This is a genomic window from Bacillota bacterium, assembly GCA_012837285.1.
GTDB lineage: Bacteria > Bacillota > DTU030 > DUMP01 > DUMP01 > DUNI01.
This window is the reverse complement of sequence record DURJ01000187.1, coordinates 1-2,496: the sequence shown is the minus strand read 5'-3', so window position 1 is coordinate 2,496 and position 2,496 is coordinate 1. Positions and strand designations below refer to the sequence as shown.

Sequence of the window (2,496 nt, the reverse complement as noted above, 5' to 3'; positions counted from 1 at the left end):
CGCAGTCTATATTGTGTTTTTTCGAGACATCGGAGGTAAAAAAATTTCATCCATAGTTTTCCCAAGTGTATTAGCTATCCTAAGCACCACATCTAGGGATAACCCCCTAGAGCCACGTTCGATATGCAAATATGAAACACCTCAATACCGGGCTTTGCGGCAACTTCTTTTTGAGTCATGTTTGCTTTCTTGCGTAAGATAGTCAATTCTTTTCTTATTGTCAATCTTATCACCTCTCATACCCTATGTGGAGATACGACACCCTCATGCACTGTGTCGTATCGCCACTTCCGGCCCTTGTGTTAAAACAATTTGTGTCTTCTTGTCTGTTTTGTTGCGTTTGGCCACAAGAGTCTGTACTATTTTGCTAGGAGGTGTGGCGGATGGCCACGTTAGGCAGCCGACTTAGATCCTTGCGTACAGAGAAACACTTAACTCAGGAAGGGGTTGCCAACAAACTTGGAGTTGCTAGAGCCACTCTTGCTTCCTGGGAAATAGGCCGCCGTGAACCAGACAACGAGGCATTAACTAAATTGGCAGAAGTCTTTGGTGTCTCTGTGGACTATCTCCTCGGCCGCACCGACGGTCCCCACGGTACATATCTCCCACCCGGCGCTTGGCCCGTCGGCCCCATGGTGCGCGTCCCCGTGCTTGGTGTCATCCGGGCTGGCCTACCCATCTTAGCTGATGAGCACATCGACGGCTGGGAGCTCACACCTGCCGACGAAGTAAAAGACGGTAAATACTTTTACCTCCGAGTCACCGGCGACAGCATGATAGGCAGTCGTATCTACGAAGGTGACCTCGTTCTGGTACGCCAGCAGGAAGAGGTTGAGAACGGCGAAATAGCCGTGGTAAACGTCGATGGCGAGAATGCTACCTTAAAACGGGTATACCGCACTAACGGCGAGCTTATCCTTCAGCCGGACAACCCCAAGTACGCACCGATCATAATAAAGTCTGGTGAAGCAAGATTCTGCGGCAAAGTAGTTGAGGTTACGTTTAAGCTGTAGAAGTATCAAGGTTATTATGGGCATTAAGTGCCGCTCCGGGAACCCCAGTTTTTGCTATGGGGCAAGCATGTTCACAGAAAACCCCTGGATGTCACCGGCTTCAGGCGAGTGCGTGGGACAACCCTGCCGGCTGTGGCTGCCTCGGTTGTTTGCTTCCAGTTCTCGGAATTTTGGGAGTCATAGCTCTCACATTCGTAATACTTTGGTGAGTACATTGTTGGGGTGGACATGCAATACGAGATCATAGAGCACCAGGCGGATATGATGGTAAGGGAAGTGGCGGTGGCCGCGGGGAAATAAAAAAGGCTGCTGTGCGTAGTGTGCCGTATGTAGATACAGTATATGGGAGTGTTTACTAGGAAAATATGCTAATGTTTTATTGTGTTTTATGCTATCTTATGCTATCTTATAGAAAGGAGCTGTTACAATGGGTATCCCCGATCAATACATTATCGCTTTAGTTCGTAACGGCAACCTGAAGTACTCCGAACATGCTCAACAACGCATGGCAGAAAGAAAAATTGATGTTGATGATGTATGTAATGCGATCCTTAACGGCGAAGTTGTTGAACTACAAGACCATGGTCGGGACGTTAAAGTGTTATTTCAACCTGCAACTAAAGAGAAACCCGATTATTTCGTACTGGTAGCTGCAGCTTACGAACAACCGGAAGTTGTGACAGTTGAGCGCGCGTTGGAGGATGTTTGGAAGTTTCTTGATAGTTATGCCATAAGAAAAAGGAGGAGTTAGTGCCGTGAAATGTGTATGCTGTGGTTCAGAAATGGAAACTAAGCCCACAGATGTGCAGTCTGGATGGGGAGATTACAAGGTCATTATGAAAGGCGTAAAGACGTACGTCTGCAAACAGTGTGGCCATAAAGCTTTCGACGAGCAAGATGTCCGCATGATGCACAAGGTATCAGCTGCTCTATCGGAAACATCCGAAAGGCCAGATGTTCTTAACGTCGAAGAAGTGGCTGATTTACTTCGGGTGAGCACGCAAACTGTCTACAATATGATTAGAGATGGTCGCCTAACTGCTAAGAAGGTCGGCCGCGAATGGAGATTTCCTCGTCAACATATAGAGAGACTTCTTTCCGGCCAAGAGATATGCGCAGCTGAACCGATAGCATTAGCGGCAAGGGGAAAGGACGGCGTCGTCAGTCCGTCCGAAAATGATCTTCGCATTATAGAAAAATACGCTAAGCTGGTGCAGTAAGAACAACAGGGGGGCACGGTTCAAGATGAGCATATATTTCCGACAAGAATTAGCGCCCGAGGGGTACGCCCTCGGACTTCTTCATAGATTAGACATACCAGCTATTCCTCCAATAAATCCGCTTAATATATGTAAAGATTCCACTGCGGAAACCCCAAAAACCTCATTAAAATAAGCCAAAACCCCACCACCGGCAGGAAAAATGTCCCTCCGCGTCGAATATATTCGTGATAACAGAAGCTACGCAGCGCATTAGCGCGATT

4 protein-coding genes are annotated in these 2,496 nt (G+C 47.6%); 3 read left to right on the top strand and 1 reads right to left on the bottom strand.

The window, feature by feature from the left end; all coding sequences use genetic code 11:
* Positions 1-6 precede the first annotated feature (6 nt).
* Entirely contained in the window at positions 7-129 is a 123-nt protein-coding gene (locus tag GX016_10490; protein ID HHT71968.1) for a helix-turn-helix transcriptional regulator, read from the bottom strand.
* Positions 130-383: 254 nt separating this feature from the next.
* On the opposite strand from GX016_10490, the gene GX016_10485 reads away from it, so the two are divergent.
* From GX016_10485 to GX016_10475, 3 genes are all read left to right on the top strand, one after another.
* The gene (locus GX016_10485; GenBank protein HHT71967.1) at positions 384-1,013 is read left to right on the top strand and encodes a helix-turn-helix domain-containing protein; all 630 of its coding nucleotides are present in this window, start codon (positions 384-386) and stop codon (positions 1,011-1,013) included.
* A gap of 427 nt (positions 1,014-1,440) precedes the next feature.
* Positions 1,441-1,764 (top strand): DUF4258 domain-containing protein, encoded by a 324-nt coding sequence (locus tag GX016_10480; protein HHT71966.1) that lies wholly within the window; start codon positions 1,441-1,443, stop codon positions 1,762-1,764.
* Positions 1,765-1,849: 85 nt separating this feature from the next.
* The gene (locus GX016_10475) at positions 1,850-2,233 is read left to right on the top strand and encodes a helix-turn-helix domain-containing protein (protein HHT71965.1); all 384 of its coding nucleotides are present in this window, start codon (positions 1,850-1,852) and stop codon (positions 2,231-2,233) included.
* Positions 2,234-2,496: the final 263 nt, after the last annotated feature.